At 32.9% G+C, this 16921-nt stretch carries 11 protein-coding genes; 4 read left to right on the top strand and 7 right to left on the bottom strand.

The features are described from left to right. Positions 1–371: 371 nt before the first annotated feature. The 5 genes from HM982_RS15825 to HM982_RS15805 all read right to left on the bottom strand — a co-directional run bounded on the left by HM982_RS15825 (position 372) and on the right by HM982_RS15805 (position 10162). Positions 372–2339 (bottom strand): putative porin, encoded by a 1968-nt coding sequence (locus HM982_RS15825; RefSeq protein WP_179354308.1) that lies wholly within the window; start codon positions 2337–2339, stop codon positions 372–374. A gap of 137 nt (positions 2340–2476) precedes the next feature. Beyond that, positions 2477–4450 (bottom strand): S8 family serine peptidase, encoded by a 1974-nt coding sequence (locus HM982_RS15820; protein WP_179354307.1) that lies wholly within the window; start codon positions 4448–4450, stop codon positions 2477–2479. 80 nt (positions 4451–4530) lie between these two features. After that, positions 4531–5346, bottom strand: coding sequence for a hypothetical protein (locus tag HM982_RS15815; protein ID WP_179354306.1), 816 nt, complete (start codon positions 5344–5346; stop codon positions 4531–4533). A gap of 19 nt (positions 5347–5365) precedes the next feature. Further along, the gene (locus tag HM982_RS15810) at positions 5366–7000 is read right to left on the bottom strand and encodes a RagB/SusD family nutrient uptake outer membrane protein (RefSeq protein ID WP_179354305.1); all 1635 of its coding nucleotides are present in this window, start codon (positions 6998–7000) and stop codon (positions 5366–5368) included. 12 nt (positions 7001–7012) lie between these two features. Beyond that, on the bottom strand, positions 7013–10162 hold the full coding sequence (locus tag HM982_RS15805) for a SusC/RagA family TonB-linked outer membrane protein (RefSeq protein WP_179354304.1): 3150 nt from the start codon (positions 10160–10162) through the stop codon (positions 7013–7015). 215 nt (positions 10163–10377) lie between these two features. Here HM982_RS15805 and HM982_RS15800 point away from each other — a divergent pair, with 215 nt between their 5' ends. From HM982_RS15800 to HM982_RS15785, 4 genes are all read left to right on the top strand, one after another. Continuing rightward, positions 10378–10980: a ribonuclease HII gene (locus tag HM982_RS15800; RefSeq protein ID WP_179354303.1), complete on the top strand. Its 603-nt coding sequence runs from the start codon at positions 10378–10380 to the stop codon at positions 10978–10980. 149 nt (positions 10981–11129) lie between these two features. Continuing rightward, positions 11130–13493 carry a PQQ-binding-like beta-propeller repeat protein gene (locus HM982_RS15795; RefSeq protein ID WP_179354302.1) on the top strand — a complete coding sequence of 788 codons (2364 nt, stop codon included), beginning with the start codon at positions 11130–11132 and terminating at the stop codon, positions 13491–13493. A 23-nt stretch (positions 13494–13516) separates the two neighbouring features. Next, positions 13517–14566, top strand: coding sequence for a nucleoid-associated protein (locus tag HM982_RS15790; RefSeq protein WP_179354301.1), 1050 nt, complete (start codon positions 13517–13519; stop codon positions 14564–14566). A gap of 71 nt (positions 14567–14637) precedes the next feature. Then, positions 14638–15405 carry a YoaK family protein gene (locus tag HM982_RS15785; RefSeq protein WP_179354300.1) on the top strand — a complete coding sequence of 256 codons (768 nt, stop codon included), beginning with the start codon at positions 14638–14640 and terminating at the stop codon, positions 15403–15405. 15 nt (positions 15406–15420) lie between these two features. On the opposite strand, the gene lipB is transcribed toward HM982_RS15785, so the two are convergent. Next, positions 15421–16122: a lipoyl(octanoyl) transferase LipB gene (gene lipB, locus HM982_RS15780; RefSeq protein WP_179354299.1), complete on the bottom strand. Its 702-nt coding sequence runs from the start codon at positions 16120–16122 to the stop codon at positions 15421–15423. Positions 16123–16124: 2 nt separating this feature from the next. Next, a complete protein-coding gene (locus tag HM982_RS15775) occupies positions 16125–16895 on the bottom strand; it encodes a hypothetical protein (RefSeq protein ID WP_179354298.1) in 771 nt (256 codons plus the stop codon). Positions 16896–16921: the final 26 nt, after the last annotated feature.

Genomic DNA, 16921 nt, shown 5'->3' with positions numbered 1-16921 from the left:
GCAAATATAGATCCCTTTTCTAAACCCACAACCCTTTTTGTGAGTTTATTTTAATTTAATTTTTAAAGCGCTAATAACAAGCTTAATACTCTTAAAAAAAACATTGTATTTTACAAACGCAAAACACTTTTAGCCCCCAACAGTAAAGATTCAGTATCGTTATGTATGAATATCGCCTTCAGTAAGTATACGCGTTAGCGATAGTAACGGCATCCTTTCTGCGAAGTTTATACGCCTTATTAACCAATATAAATTGTGCCATCCTTATATATAGACAGCTTTTAAACCTATTTTGATTTAGTTCGCAGAAAGATATAGTGGATAGCGCGCTCTAATCTTTTCTTTTTTAAAGATTAGAAACGTCCAAAAAATTAAAGAAAGAAATCCCAAACCAAGCCAAAACGAATCGTAAAGTCTCTATAAGGGTTATTGGGTGCTGAGAAATAATCGTAACCTGTAAATGATGAGTTAAAATGTTCTGCCTTAAAAAATATACGTGTTTGTCTCACTTTTGCATTAATAAAGAAATCTAATCTTGGAAAACCACCTAGTTCGGTTTCATTCTGCGTGTAGAATTCTGCAAGTAGAGGGTCGTAGCCATTCATATTATAGGCTGTAAAGTAATTAAAGGTTACTCCTGTTTGCAAAGTCATGGCTTTTTTGAACAGTTGATTGGAATAATATAAGGTGTTTCGGGATATTATGGCTGGTATGTTTAGTACATCTTCATCACTCACCACATTTTGATACATTAAGGTGTTATCTAGAGTGAAGTTACCTAAGCTAAAATCTTTTTGAAGCTTTAGTCTAAGGTATTGAAGTGGCTTATTATATTGTTTAGGCTTAATAACATTAACCCCATCGGTGGTTTCTTCTAAATTAAAATAGGTATAGTTATCAATATTAGAGATATCGAGATAAGCATTAAGCCACTTTTGGGATTCTATATTAAATTTTAATTGTTGCGTGTTTACGTTTTTAAAGTCATCAAAATTATACCAGTTGTAGTTAACATAATCACTTTGATACAGCAAGTAATTAAAATTAGCAAGCTTAGAATTAATTGAAACCCCTCCTGAAAAAGCTATGTCTTCGTTGAGTTTTAAATTAATTGTTCCGTCTAAGAAGCTCCCTACAAATGTATCGGAAAGGTTTAGTCCGCCTTGAGCTGATATACTAAAACCTTTATAGGCTTTTGAATACCCTCCTTCTAAACCTAGAAAATCTGATTGAATTCTATTTGTAATTGTCTGGCTTGGGAATAATACTACACTATTATAACCATAATTGAGATTCGTATAATTTAAGGCAAACTGCATTTGACCTAGTATATTATTAGAATAGCTTAAACCAAGTGATGTTTTAAAATTTTCTAAAGTGACTTTATCATTTATACTGCTATCAAAAGCGCTACCATAAAAATCAGTTGCAGCACTTGTTTGATCGTATAGAAAATATTTATCTTCAAAAGTGATTTTATTTATTACTGCTACACTATTATTATCTAATGAGTCCATTTCATTAGTTAAACTATAAGCATGTTCAAAATAAAAGCGTTTTCCTTTTAATATATTTTCTGCATCTTCAAAATTAGGGTCGAATACAGAGCGGTCTAAAAATTCTTCATTGCCTGATGTGAAATTCTCAATGTCTTCTGATTGTAATCCTCCATTTTCTTGATTAAGTAAATCTTGCATTACAACATAGCCTTTAGCGTAATATTTTTTGTCTTTTGTATGGTATTTTGTAGTGAATCGGAAATTCCCAGAACTGGTTAATACATTTTGGTAATTACCCAAAGATCGAAGTCCTTTATAGGCTATTGAAAAATTGAGTTGTTTTGATAAATTAACGGTAAAAAAAGCATCCAAAAGCTGCCCTTGTTCAAAAGCGGTCTTATAGGTTAAGCGTGTCCAAGGTGTTGGTACTTCATAAAAATTAATATCATCATGCGCTAAATAATTAAAGTGACGTGCGCTTGCTCCAAAACTTGGTATGGTTTGGAACTCTAAAGCATCAAAAGTAAGTTCGTTATAAGTTTGGCCAATATTAGCAAATGGCATTAAACCGAAATTATCTTTTTGCAGGTAGTTGAATTTATAATTTTTTTTAATAGATATGGTGGTATCTACTTGAATTGAATCTAATTCGTGATTAAATTTCAAATACATATCTATTGTTGCCAGGTTTTCAAAACCTTTAGCACGATTAGCGTTTACTGAATCATTTACGGATTTAGTTTGGTCGCTAGATAAATCCGTTCTTCTTTGTTGAACTTGCGCTTCAATGCTTGTAACAAAGAGAAAAAAGATAAGGGTGTATAAATATTTAATACGCATTTAAGAGGATATCAATTTTTAACAAAGAAAACTATAAATTATTGTTTATGTATAGAAATTTACAAATTACTTAACATAAAAAAAGACCAACAGTGATTATTGTTGGTCTTAAATATTAAAAATAAATAGTTGAGAATTTACTCAATAATTATTTTATGTGATGTAACTGTACTTCCTTTAGAGATGTTGGCAATATATACGCCTGAAGCGACATCATTTAAATTGATAGTTTGATTAAATTGAACGTTATCACTAATAAACGTATTTTGATAAACTGAACGTCCCCTGATATCATAAATATCTACTTTTACATCTTGATTATTGTTTAAATCAGAATCAAAACGAATAGTAAATTCGCCTTTATTAGGATTAGGAAATACAACCAAACTACTTGCTAGCACATCATCGTTAGTTCCTAATGTTAAATTATTACCTGTAATAATTAATGAAAAATCCTGGTTCAGAGGTTGAAAAGGAGCTGACGCCTGCAGTGTTCCTTTGTGAGAAACTTGAATAGTATAATTACCTGATTCAGGAACATCTATATCAATCCTTTCAATATTATCAACAATGTTATCAGCTTTTGAATTTAAAAAACCTGTACCACTATCGTAATCTAATTTCCATGGCAAAAAGATTTGACCATCATCTTTTGTTATTCTTAAATCAAGATCATTTACTAATCTTGGAGTTGGATTATTTAGATCTTGAGTTCCTGTTGTAGCAACACCTGGTATATCTGTCCAGCATATTGTTGCACTCAACTTCTCACCTGCTTGAGCTAGGAAAGAAAAAGAATATACACTTCCGTTATCTAGTGTTAACTCTTCTAAAACAGATAATCCATTATTGTCTTTCGTTATAACTTCAGCAGAAAGTTTGGCGTTTAAAAGTCCCCAACCAAAAATTGGGTCTGGACCTATATAAATTTCATCATCTGTTGCTGTATGACAAACTAAGCCTTTTAACGTAGCAGATTTCATATAACTACCATGTAATTGATTATAATACTGCTGAAGTAGTACTAATGACCCTGTTACATTTGGTGCAGACATTGAAGTTCCTGTGCTAACACCATAAGTATCATTAGGTATTGGAGAAGTTAAAGCTGTTCCATCACCTGCAATATCTGGTTTTATCCTTAAATCATCTGTTGGGCCTTGACTACTTGAAGCATTAATTACAAAAGAAATTTCATTTGTAAAAGGGTGTACAGAAGGAGAAGCGTTAGCTATCACTAAATTATTCTTAGAATTTTTATTGCCTGTTAATTTATCGTAACCTGTATACAGGCCCCCATCATAACTTTCAGTTCCTGAATTACCAGCAGAGGCAACAATAAGATACTCAGGGTACGTACTAGCAATATCGTCAACCTCTGCCGCTCCAAAACTGTAAGACCCCATTTGCCATGAAGCTGAAACCTGAGAATCATTTCTATAAATTGGTACTCCATAAGAATGATTAGAAAGAATCATAGGAAAATTAGAATCTGCTAATGCAGTCACCATTTCCGGAGTATCATTATTAAAATTATAGCTTCTTACTGCTACATTGGTCGCCATGCCTTTTGCCGGTGCACTTACCCCTTTTGCGGCTATAGTTCCAGTAACATGGGTTGCATGTTCATCATAACCATTATTACCATCTGTTCCTACGAGTTCAATATTAGTTACTCTCGAAAAAGTTCCTGTTTCATCTTCAAACTCAACATGGGTGTTCTGTACTGGACCACCATCCCAAACGCCTACAACTAAACCTGATCCATCTAAATCTAAACCTAAACTACCACCAACTTGCAAGTGATTGGTACCGGTGTGAATTGCAGCATTAGAATTATATGTTGTAGTGTAAACAGGTTTGTCATTTATTACATCTGTGATAACAAACACAGCTCCATTTTTATCCTTTTCTATTTTACTTACATTACTATTATTGGATAAAAATTTATTTATCCTAATAGTTTTTAACGAATCAGATTTTTTTACCCTAAGATAAAGTTCTTTTTCTGCTTGAGGTAAACTTTGAAACCTCTCTTTACTAATTTCTGCTTGAGCAAAACAATTATATACAACAAAACATAAAATTGTTGTAAAATATAATTTTTTCATATTTATTTTTTTTTTAAAAGTACTACATAAAAAAAAGACTGCCAAAAAAGGCAGTCTTTTTTACATAAAACAAAATATTTTTATGGATTAACTGTAAATGCTGTAACTTCTACTTCTGCACCTGGATTCCCAGTAAAAGGATCTGGCACAGGAGTATCAAAAGTACCTTCACCAGAAGCGTGTGTGATTATAGAGCACGTTAGAGAATATGAGCCCGTTAACGTAACATCTCCATTAACAGCATACATACCATCTCCATAAGAATCACCTATTTTTAACAAATAATCACCATCAGGTAAATTAAAAGTTACACTATACTCTTGAGCAGTTAATGAATTAACAGTGAAAGGAAAAAATCTATCAACAATAATAGTACCATCTGCACTTTCAACAGTAAAGTATGTTTCAGCAGCATAAATATCTGATACAATATCTAATGTTAAATCATTACATATAATTTCTCTAAAATAGCTAATAGACACCACATCATTATAAGACGCTGTACCTTCATCAGGAATTATAGTTAAAATTAAATCTTTAACTTCTCCGTCTTCACCAGAAATTTCAGAAAAATCAAAATCAACATTTAAAACTCCTGAATAATTATCAGCAGGTATAACAACCGTACCTACTGAATACTCATTAGATGTATCTTCAGTTGCGCTTGTAATTTCAACATCAAAAGATCGATCAGTCGATGATAAAGTAGTTACATAAACAGGAATTTCTAACACCAAATCTTCTTCTGGTATAGATAAATTAAAAGCTGTATCTTCAAATGATAAAGCTGTCTGACCATTATCTGAAAAAGAAGCATCTTCATCTTTATTACAGTTATATGCCAACAACGACAAAGCTACTGTACACAACCAATATTTTATAAATTTATTTTTCATAATTATTATTATTTAACGATTAATAAGTAGCACCTGGGTTTTGAGGTAAAGAATTTACATTTAATTCTGCTTGAGGTATAGGAAGCGTGAATCTGTAATCTCCAATAGAAATATTAAGAGGATTTTCTGCAGAAGCATTTTGTGAATCTGCGATAAACCTGTTGGTTCCACTAACTCCAGCCTTAGCCCCTATTCTTTTTAAATCAATATATCTATGACCTTCAAAACATAGTTCTTTATATCTTTCCATTAAAATATCAGCATAAGCTTCTGTTCCATCATTGTAATTTGGAGCCGGTACAGTTGTACCACTTATATAGTTACGAGCTTGTCTAACATCTTGAATAAGTGATTCGGCACTATCAAAATCGTTTGCTTCTACACGAGCTTCGGCTTTAATAAAATACATTTCCGACATTCTAAAAACTTTGATATCATTAGCACTGTGAGCGCCATCTTTTCCTGGATATTTATCAATAATGATATTCTCAGAACCTCTAGTTGCATTTAATGGATCTGTAGATATTGTTGCAGATCTATCAACAAAAGCCCATCTTCTAAAATCTTGAGCTCCATTACCCAATGGTTCAGTATAAAGGTCAAAAAGATTCCTTCCCATATCCCATAAAGGTGCACCAGTAGCACTAGAATTATTTGTATTATATGCACTACCAAAGTTAGTTGAACTATTAGGTCGACCTAAAGAGAAAATAGCTTCACCTTGATCAGCATCTACCCACATTTTCTTATACATTGGAGATGTAGAAGTAGCAGTCCAACGATCCATTTGGTATAGTGCAAACTGAATAGTTCCTGTTGGAGGCGCTGCATCTAAAGATGTTGCACCTGCTGCACCCACGTGTGACATTTCGTCAGTTGATGTTGGAAAATTTGCAGGTAAAGTAAACATAGAACTTGCTAAAACAATACCAGAATTATTAATTACATTATCTGCATAAAGTTCTGCAAGTGTATAATTTTCTCTATATAAATACATTCTAGCACGCATTGCATCAATCACATTCGTATTAAAATAATACCAACTAGTACCACCAGAAGTTGCAGTAGTCAAATTATTTTCAGCAAATAATAAATCGCTTTCAATTAAAGCAAATACTTCACCATTAGTTGATCTAGGTAAATCTTCTTCAATAGAAGGAACATAATCAACTAACATAACACCTAACGCATCATCATCTGATAAATCAGTTGAAAAATAAGTTAGTAATTGAAAGTGACAAAAAGCTCTAATCGCTCTTGCTTGCGCAAGGATATTATTATATTCATCAACTTCAGCATCATTAGGAGTGTAAAGAGCAGCCCCCTCTATTAATCTGTTCGCTCTATTTATAGCTTGATACTTCTGAAACCAGATAGCATTCGCAGAACCGTTTGTTGAGAAAATTTGAAAGCTATGAGTATCCCCGGGGAAGCCAGCCTCTCCAAGCCCAACTTCATCAGTTAAAATAGAACTAAGTAGCAGCTCGTTTGTCGTTGACATTTGTCCATAAACATCGTTTAAGACCAATTGCATATTCTCTACAGAAGTGTAGAGTGCATCGTTATTCAATTCACCATCTTGCACTATGTCTATAGCGTCATTACAAGAGTAAATTGAGACGGTCATTAAAAATAAAATTATATATTTCTTCATCATTATTGTTTTTTAAAAATTAGCATCAATTCCAAAAGTTAAAATTTTTGGTGTTGGATAGAAACCTATAGATTCACCACCAACAGATCTTTCAGCATCAAGACCTTTCCAATTAGTAAATGTGAAATAGTTTTCTGCAATTACTCTTACCGTAAGTCCTTCTAAGAAAATATCACTTAAAAATCTATTTGGCACATTGTACCCAATTGTTACATTTCTTAATCTTAAGAAAGAAGCATCACGTAAAAATCTGTCAGATAAATCTTGACTATCAATATTACTTGCTGCTAAAGCTGGAATATCTGTATTTCTGTTACTTGGAGTCCAAGCGTTAAATAAATCATTTGAAACTGGTGAATCTCCTGCTTGTCTTATATCATATGCACTCCAAAGGTTGTTGTCAAACCTATACGCATCAGCTGAATATGTAAATAAGGTATTTAAGAAAAAACCGTCATACTCAGCGTCGAATCCAAATCCCCCTGAATATTTTGGAAATAAAGACTTGCCTGTTTTACGTCGATCTTCATCAGTTGGAGCTTCTGTTAAATCTCCATTAATATCTACAAAGAGTAAATTACCATTTGCTGGGTTAACACCAGCGTAAGGGACTAAATAATACTCAGATAATTGACCACCTTCATAACGTATAATACTTTCACCTACTCTATGTTCTCCATCACCATCTGTATCAACAGATCCTAACGTTTCAAATGTATCAATGTTATAACCTATATTACCAAAGACACTTAACTTAAACTTACCATCTCTAAAAATATTATAGCGTCCTTGAAACTCGAAACCTTTATTCAAAAGTTCACCATCATTAGCAGAAATTGCACTAGTACCATTAGAAGCAGAAATTGGTAAACTTTGAAAAAGATCTTCTGTTAATCTACTATAATAATCTATAGATCCAGCAAAACGTCTATTAAACATTCCAAAATCAATACCGACGTTAAATTGAGTCGTTGTTTCCCATATTAAATCTGTATTTGCAAATGAAGAAACAGCAAATGATGCAGAATTAAGATATCCTGAAGAAGATGCATTAAGATCCCTCACTAGTTGAGGACCTAAGAAAATATCAGATGTCGCACTATCTACTCCTCTACCGACAACATTTTGATTACCTGTAGTACCATAAGAAGCTCTTAATTTTAAATCATTTAAAATATCACTTTCTCCAATAAAATCTTCCTCTGTAATATTCCATCTACCAGCAACTGACCAGAAAGTACCCCATTTGTTATCATCAATAAACCTGTAAGTAGCATCACGTCTAACAGATGCAGAAAAACCATACTTTTCTTTATATCCGTAATCAAGAGTTCCAAAATAAGAAAACATACCTGCATTTCTCTCAGAGGCACTAACAGCAGGCAAATATGAAGCTGGGAGTGTTTCAGGGTCAAATGGTATATAACCTGTACCAGCGCCTGGAGACCAAGTTAATGGGTTTAAACCAATTTGTCGTTGAAAATTAGTTGTTCTATGAGCTTTTAAATACTCGGTAAATAAACTCACCTCTATACTGTGATTATTACCAAAGGTATTATCATAACTTAATCTATTTACGTGGTTAAACATAAATTCACGAGTGTTAGCAATGTCTTCAATACCATGATAAGGCTGATTTGCACCTGAAGCTCTAATGACTGATAAATAAGACTCAGGCCCATTTCCATAAACTCTGTTATCTTGAGCATAATCTCCACCTGTTGTAATACCAAATGTTAAATTATCCGTAATTTTATAAGAAGCATTAAGCGTCAGAATTGTTTTAAACTCTTGGTATTCATTAACTGAATTTTGACCTTGCTGCAAGTCCAACAACATATAAGGAATAAGGTTTAATGAAGCGCCACCAAATTCATCAAACAACTGCTGACCACTTTGATACAAGTCCACAGGCATAAACCTCGAAGAAGAAATGTATCCCGTCAATGGATTTTGCAAAACATTATTATTAATACCACCTCTAGTCTCCTGCTCTAATTGATCTCTTTTAGAAAAAGCACTAAAAACATTTAAAGAATAATTAAATTTCTCATCTAAACTTTTACCACTAAAGTTATTTCTAATTGTAAATCTCTGAAAACCTGTATTTGGCACGATACCATCTTGTTCGAAATACCCAAAATTGGTAAAGTTTTTAGTTTTTTCTCCACCTGATGTAAGACTCACATCATGAGACTGAGTAACACCTTGTCTAAAAAATATATCTGTCCAATCTGTATTCACCTCATAAGCATCCAAATTATTAGGATCCAATGTTAAAGCACCACCTAGATAAGAACCAGTAACAGCGAAAGAAGAAGCTAAAACACCAACCCCCTCATCGAAACCTTTACGTTGTAATTTAAGCTGATCAATAGCACTTCCAAGATTGTAGTCATCCTCTATAAAGTTAGTATAACCATAAGAAGAAGAATAACTCACCCCAAAAGATTCATTAAAAGACCCCTGTTTAGTTGTAATAAGTATAACACCATTAGTACCTCTGTTTCCATAAACAGCAGTTGCGGATGCATCTTTTAAAACTGTAACAGACTCTATTTCATTTTGATTCAAATTTCTAAAAAAAGCTTGAGTTAAAGGAACTCCATCTATTACATACAATGGATCTGACGACCCAGACAAAGAGGCATTTCCTCTAATTACCACATCATTTTTATTAGTTCCTGGCTGACCAGAGAAACTACTAATATTTACACCAGCTGCTTGACCTTGAAGTGAATTAATAAGATTCACATTAGGTCGGTTTTCAAATCCTTCTGAAGTCAGCTGAACCGTTGCAGATGTAGATTTAGCACTAGCAACAGTTTTACCATAAGCCACTACTACAACCTCATCTAAAAGGCTATCTTCTTTTAATGCAACATTCACTACGCTAGAGGAACCAACTTCTAATTCAGAAGTAACCATCCCTACATAGGAAAATATTAAAACATCACCTTCATTGACTTGAATAGTATACTTACCATCAAAATCTGTTTGTTGACCTGAAGAGGTCCCTTTTACAATTACACTTGCTCCAGGAAGGGGTAAACCATCCGCAGCTGTTGTAACTGTACCTGTGACAGTCTTCTCTTGTGCGAAAGAGAACTGCATCACGAACGCCATAAAAAGCGTTAATAACCATGTTAATTTTAATTTCATAAAACAATTATTTGAGTTAGTCTAATTGCAAACATCCTAATTAAATATTAAATAAGCAAGCGTTTTTGCCAAAAAAATGTTAATGTTATTACAGAATTATCTGTATTCCGTTTAAGTTGATTTTTCTAATATTTTTAGTATTTAACTCACCATTTAGATGCTAAAACAGTAAAAGGGTTGCGTTAAAATTTTAACTTTGTTCAAAAATTAACATTTTGGCTTTAAAACCCCATTATTCTACATTTGATATTGAATGTGGCACCGATGAAGCTGGCAGAGGTTGCTTAGCTGGCCCTGTTACTGCTGCTGCAGTTATATTACCTACCACATTTAAAAACAACATCTTAAATGACTCTAAGCAGGTATCAGAAAAAAACAGAATACTATTAAAACCGCTTTTAGAAAAGCAATGTATATCTTATGGTGTACAACACATATTTGAATCTGAAATAGACACAATTAACATTTTAAACGCTTCTATAAAAGCAATGCACGGTGCTATCTCACAATTAGACCCTGCACCACAATATATAATAGTAGACGGTAATCGATTTAAGCCCTACCAATTAATTCCGCATGCCACTATAATTAAAGGTGATGGTAAATATTTAAGTATTGCCGCCGCCTCAGTCTTAGCAAAAACATATCGCGATGCCTATATGGAAAAAATTCATGAAGAATTCCCCATGTACAATTGGAAGCAAAACAAAGGCTACCCAACAAAAGAGCACCGAGCTGCTATTAAAGAGTATGGCGTTACCAAATATCATAGAAAATCATTTAGACTATTGCCTGAACAATATCAACTCGATTTATAAGGATAAATAAGACAGACATTTCTTTTTTAAGTTCTGGTAACAGTAACTCCAATTTTAATAATAAAAAAATAATTCAAAACGATTAATAGCTCATTTTAAAATTAAAGTAGGTTTTACTTTTTATATTTGTCATCTAAACTTTTAATTTAATGAAGCGACTTGGTTTATTATCGATTTTTTTTACCTTAGTATTGGCCTGCCAAAAAGACTATAACAAAACCAAACAAGCTTATAAATTTATCCCTAGTGAATCTACAGCTATTATTCAGATTAATGAATTAAATGACTTTATAAGTAGTATTGATAACAACGAAATACTTTCAAGTCTTTACAATAAAGAGTTAAAAGATGCTTCACAAACATTACAACACCTCAATACAACTAAAGAAATATATTTAGCGTTTACGGATTCTATAAATTCCGACTATATAATTCTAACCGAAAACGATAGTACTTTATTTGTACGCGATTCTATAAAAAATCATATTTCAGGAACTTTAACAGGTTCAGAAATTGAAAAGACCCAAATTAATGACTTCACAATCTACCATAAAGTTCTAGGAAATACTTTTGCTAGCTCAAACAATCTTGAACTTTTAAAAAGCTTAGATTCAAAAAATGAAAACACCGAGCTCAGTAAATTAATTGAAACTTCCGACAGAAAATCAGTCGCCTCAATACTCTTTAAATCTAACACTACCAATTATTCTAAATTGTTATTTACTCCGGTTACTAATAGTGACACGTTAAACTATACTATTTTAGATTTAGACTATTCAGACAAAGGCCTAAAATACAATGGAATACTAACCTCTAAAGATTCTAGCAACAACTATCTCGACAGCTTTAAAAACACTATACCACAGAAAACAAATACGCCTTCTATTGCCCCTTACAACACAAAATCATTGACAAGCATTTCTTATAATGATTTTTCAGTATTTAACAAAAACAGCCAACAAATAACTGATAGCACAACAACGGTATCTGAAACCTTCTTAAACTTTACAGATGAAATTGCTCAGTTAGACATGGCATTGGTGCTTCATTCATTAGACCCCAGTTTAATTTTAGAAGCTATAGAAGATAAATCACATATAGAATCTTTTAGAGCTATTGATATTTTTGAATTTGGAACTCCTGATTTTTTTAAATCAAATTTAAAACCTATCCTAAGTTTTGAAAATGCCAAGTACTTCGCTGTTTATGAAAACTTTACTGTGTTTACAAATTCTATAGAGAGCTTAAAATCCATCTTAACAAACGCATTAAATAATAATACCCTTGCCCATACAGATGCCTTTAAGAATATTAACGAAGGACTAAGCGATGAAGCTTCTTTATTTATTTTTAAAAATTCAGAAGGGCTGTCCGAAATATTAGGTAAACCTATGACTGGTTACAATGCTAACGCAGTACAATTTATACGCGAGGACAACTATACACATGTCAATGGTGTGGTTCAAGAATTCAAAAAACGTGCAGCATCAAACTCCGTAACAGAAACATTTACAACACCTCTTGAAACTTCATTATTAACCGCACCTCAAGCCGTTAAAAACCATGTTACCAAAGCGCATGATATTGTTGTGCAAGATGTAAACAATACGCTTTATCTCATATCAAGTACTGGCAATATACTTTGGAAAAAACAACTTCAAGGTAAAATCTTAGGACAGGTTGAGCAGATTGACATGTACAAAAACGGTCGATTACAATTGGCTTTTACGACTCCAAATAGACTGTATGTTTTGGATCGAAATGGTAATAATGTCTCCAATTTTCCTCTGAAGTTTAATCACAGTATTACACAACCATTATCTGTTTTTGATTACAACAAAAGAAAAGACTACAGATTGCTCATTACACAGGGTAAATACCTACTAATGTATAACACTAAAGGAAAGTCGGTTAATGGTTTTAATTATAAAAATAACAACTCAGAAATTATAACACAACCAAAACATTTTAGAATTGGTACCAAGGATTATATCGTTTTTGGTACTGGCGAAAACTTAAAAATTCTAAATAGACAAGGTGACATTAGGATTGATGTAAAGGATAAAATTAACTTTTCTGGTAATGATATCTACCTCTACCAAAATAAGTTTTCAACCTCTAACACACTTGGTCAATTGTTTCAAGTTGACACCAAAGGAAAGATTAGCAAAGAAAATCTCAACTTAACGGAAAACCATAAAATTAGCACTACTAGTAAAACCTTAGTTTCTTTGAGAGAAAACAGACTCAAGATTAAATCTAGAATCATAGATTTAGATTATGGTGATTATACAGCCCCTAGAATTTTCTATCTAAATGATAAAATCTATGTTAGCACAACAGACAAACAAGCTAAAAAGGTTTATCTTTTTGACAGTCAAGCAAACCCCATCCCTAATTTCCCTGTTTTTGGCACTGCAAGGGCAACGCTAGAAAAATTAGATAATGACAACAGCTTAGAACTTATTACGCAAAGTGACGATAAAACCATTATTGTTTACAAACTGCACTAGAATTAACACCCAATATTTCTTCCATGATAAAACGACAAAAAGCTTCTATAAAAAGCTGCATAATTCATAAAGTTGGCAACAAATTTAACGGTACAAAAAATGCCTTTTCTGATGCTATTGTAGAATTTGACGAAGCCACTTATAATTTAATGTTACCCTACCTTTTAAAACCTTTTGTTAGCGTAGCAGAAAGTTATCGTTTTCATCACCACAGTGATGTTAGCCTCAATGAAATCAACACCTACAGCGACCAACTTTTTAAAGAAGATGCTGATTTTGTCGACATATCTAAACACATTGTCACCCATCTATTTGAGCAAAGTAATTCAGCCCAAATTAAAACAGGAGATGTGCTTATTTGTCATTTTGAAAATGTACAATATGAAGACTATTTTACGGATGCTATTGGCATCTTTAAAATTGAAAATAAAACTGAGTTTTTCCAAACGTATTTAGAGGATAACAACTACGATATTTTAGTCCAAAAAGGGATTCAAGCAAAAAAAGTAGATAAAGGCTGTTTAATCTTGAATACGTCTGATATGGAAGGAAAAATTGTACTCAGTGTTGACAACAACACCTACGACACGCAGTATTGGATAAAAAGCTTCTTAAACATCAGCTATCCGGATGACAGTAACCAACACACCAAAAATTGTATTGAACTTTGTAGAGAGTTTTCAAAGGAAATTCTACAACCTAGCTATGGTGGCCAAGAGCAGAGTAATTTCTTAGCTAAAACCGTTGACTTTTTTAAAGAAAACGAAATTGTAAATATCGAAACGTTTAAAGAAGAAGTTTTTGAGGAGGAAGATAAAATTCAACTGTTTGAAGACTATAAAAAAACCTACGAAACCGACAATAAAGTCCTCATTAGAAATCAGTTTGATGTTTCTGAAATCGCCTTAAAAAAGCAAAAACAAAAGATTAAAACGGAAATAAAACTCGACACGAATATTCAAATAAAACTCGATGTCGACGCACCTGATGCTTCTGCGGAATATTTAGAACGCGGTTACGATGATGAAAAGAAAATGCACTATTACAAAGTGTTTTTTAATGATGAAGCATAAAACTGATTTCATTGAAAATTTTACCCCATCGAAAGTAATCTAATGGCTTAGGATTATATAAATAGTACACAATGTTTAGACATCAAGGCACAAGCAGAACGTTAAAACATAACCTAAGAATTGCTACAATTTTATCCTTTGTTGCTGGTGTAGTAAATGTCACTGGTTTTTTAGCCTTTAGTCAATTAACCACCAATGTCACTGGGCATTTTGCGCTTTTTATTAGTGATGTTGCTAACTTTGAGTTTTGGAGAGGCACCATTTATTTTCTTTATATCTTTTCGTTTCTTTTTGGTTCCTTTTTATCTAGCTTTCTCATTGAACAATTTAATGGAAATAGACAATTGAATGTTTTTGTACTCCCTACACTAATTGAATGTGCTATTTTAATCTCAGTTGCTATTAGTAGTCATATTTGGGGGATACTTTATTCTGATTTAATTGTTTGTTTACTGCTTCTCGCTATGGGTTTACAGAACTCGTTTGTCACTAAGATTTCAAACGCTGTAGTTAGAACAACACATCTCACAGGCCTATTTACCGATTTAGGTATAGAACTATCACATTTGTTTTTTAAGAAATATTATAGACACAGAAAAAAACTAATCGCAACAATAACGCTTCGTGTGCTTATCATCTGTTTCTTTTTTCTTGGAGGCATCGTTGGAGGACTGCTTTATTCAAGATTGAATTTAAAATTAAACACGCTTATTTTTGGCGCAATCATACTGATTATCAGCCTGTTTTATGACGATATGCGATATAGAGTGATTAAAACACGACGAAAATATAAGCAACGTAGAACATCATTTAAAACACCCTATTTTAATAATCACTAATAATAGTACAACTATCTAATCAATAAAAGAGGCTTCAAATAGCGTTTTAAAATGCTTAAGAATTTTAGCTTTTACCTCAGCTTCGTCAACCATAGACACTCCTAATTCATTGTTAAGCGTTGTTACTGCTTTCCCCTTAATTCCACAAGGAATAATATGATCAAAATAGCCTAAGTCCGCATTCACATTTAAGGCAAAACCATGCATCGTAACCCAACGACTCGCACGAACTCCCATAGCGCATATTTTACGTGCAAACGGTGTACCAACGCCCAACCAAACGCCTGTTTCTCCGGGGCTACGTTCAGTCTTTAAACCATATTCAGCTAAAGTGAGAATAATTACCTCTTCTAAAAAGCGTAAGTACTTATGAACATCAGTAAAGAAATTATCTAAATCCAGAATCGGATAACCTACAATTTGTCCTGGTCCGTGATACGTAATATCGCCCCCTCTATTTATTTTATAGAACGTTGCTCCTTTTTCTGCTAATTGAGCTTCTGAAAGCAAAAGATTAGATAAATCACCACTTTTACCCAAGGTATAAACATGAGGATGTTCTACAAACAGAAAATGATTTTCGGTTTCTAACCCCGCTTCTTCCCTTCTATTTTTAATTTTTGTATCAATAATAGCTTTAAAAAGCACCTCTTGATAATCCCAAGTGGCCTTAAAGTCTTTAATCCCTAAATCTTGAAGTTTTATAACTTTATTCAACACTACTTATTTTCTAATACAACTTCAAAATTCAACAATTCAGGGTCTTTCAACATATCCATAAACCCAACCTCATAAGTAACCGTTTTTCGGTCTTCACTATACATCGCACCTTCTTTAGAAAACGATTTTACAGCTCTAGGAAAGTGATAATTAATTTTATACTTAGAACCGCCAAACATCATAGCAGATTCGCCTAAACTATCTAAAGATTGTAAGTGTTTTTCTTTATCTTCAATTTTTGCAATACGTTTAAATACCGTACCGTCATAAGCATAATTCACAGAAGTTGCTCCATTGTTATCCATACCCGAAAATGGACTCGAAGGCGAATTAACAGGTGCGGCGTCATTACCTTTCAAATTACTAAGATTATTCATGGCTTTAAACATATCTTGAAGCTCATTGGCATCATTGAAATCTGTTTCTAAATTAAAAAACATGGTTTCCTTTTCAGGATCCATAGTCACACGCATTCTAAAGTCTTCTAAGGCCTCTAAATTTTTCCGATCTTCTATAGGCATAGCTGCAATACTATCTTTATAGTCTTCCATTATATCCTTAAAAACTATAGTAGAATCCATAGCTTTATCCATTCCGTTAGAACTATCGTCTCCACCCATTTGAGCCATCATTCCCATCATTTCAGAAGCATCCATTGAGAAATTCATTGTTCCACTACCATCTTCATTAATGTAGACATTTTCTGAAAATTGGCAACTGGTTAGCATCATCAATGAAGCCAAAGCTAGTATTGTAAAAACTGTTTTCATTACTGTGTTTTTTTTTATAAATTTAG

It is taken from the genome of Winogradskyella vidalii (genome assembly GCF_013403955.1).
Lineage (GTDB): Bacteria > Bacteroidota > Bacteroidia > Flavobacteriales > Flavobacteriaceae > Winogradskyella > Winogradskyella vidalii.
The sequence above is the reverse complement of the archived record's forward strand: the minus strand, read 5'-3'. Positions and strand labels throughout refer to the sequence as shown.

Excerpts from the sequence above, each read along its gene's own strand:
- HM982_RS15825 (WP_179354308.1), bottom strand. The coding sequence starts at position 2,339 with ATGCGTATTAAATATTTATACACCCTTATCTTTTTTCTCTTTGTTACA.
- HM982_RS15820 (WP_179354307.1), bottom strand. The coding sequence starts at position 4,450 with ATGAAAAAATTATATTTTACAACAATTTTATGTTTTGTTGTATATAAT.
- HM982_RS15815 (WP_179354306.1), bottom strand. The coding sequence starts at position 5,346 with ATGAAAAATAAATTTATAAAATATTGGTTGTGTACAGTAGCTTTGTCG.
- HM982_RS15810 (WP_179354305.1), bottom strand. The coding sequence starts at position 7,000 with ATGAAGAAATATATAATTTTATTTTTAATGACCGTCTCAATTTACTCT.
- HM982_RS15805 (WP_179354304.1), bottom strand. The coding sequence starts at position 10,162 with ATGAAATTAAAATTAACATGGTTATTAACGCTTTTTATGGCGTTCGTG.
- HM982_RS15795 (WP_179354302.1), top strand. The coding sequence starts at position 11,130 with ATGAAGCGACTTGGTTTATTATCGATTTTTTTTACCTTAGTATTGGCC.
- HM982_RS15790 (WP_179354301.1), top strand. The coding sequence starts at position 13,517 with ATGATAAAACGACAAAAAGCTTCTATAAAAAGCTGCATAATTCATAAA.
- HM982_RS15785 (WP_179354300.1), top strand. The coding sequence starts at position 14,638 with ATGTTTAGACATCAAGGCACAAGCAGAACGTTAAAACATAACCTAAGA.
- HM982_RS15775 (WP_179354298.1), bottom strand. The coding sequence starts at position 16,895 with ATGAAAACAGTTTTTACAATACTAGCTTTGGCTTCATTGATGATGCTA.